The sequence below is a fragment of the Rhizobium ruizarguesonis genome (assembly GCF_012349115.1).
Classification (GTDB): Bacteria; Pseudomonadota; Alphaproteobacteria; order Rhizobiales; family Rhizobiaceae; genus Rhizobium; species Rhizobium ruizarguesonis.
Genome location: NZ_PQIG01000060.1, coordinates 1 through 262 on the forward strand (window position 1 = coordinate 1; position 262 = coordinate 262).

Below are 262 nucleotides of genomic sequence, written 5' to 3' on the forward strand. Positions count from 1 at the left end.
GCCAACACAACCTATGTCGCCTCCTACCACACGACCGGCGCCTACGTGGCGACCGCCAATTTCTATACGACTGCAGTCACCAGTGGTCCGCTGACTGCTCCGGCAAGCGGCAACGGCGTCTACCGCTATGGCGGCTCCGCCACCGCAGGCATTTTCCCGAACGCCACTTTCAGCGCCACCAATTACTGGGCCGACGTGGTCTTTCGTCCCTCGAATGCGAACAATACGACGCCGACGGCGGTCGCCGATGCGGGGGATGCGA

At 63.0% G+C, this 262-nt stretch carries 1 protein-coding gene; it reads left to right on the forward strand.

The window, feature by feature from the left end:
* Positions 1-262, forward strand: a 262-nt coding sequence (locus C3Y91_RS06785) for a DUF4082 domain-containing protein (protein WP_168575177.1), incomplete at both ends; no start/stop codon positions are given.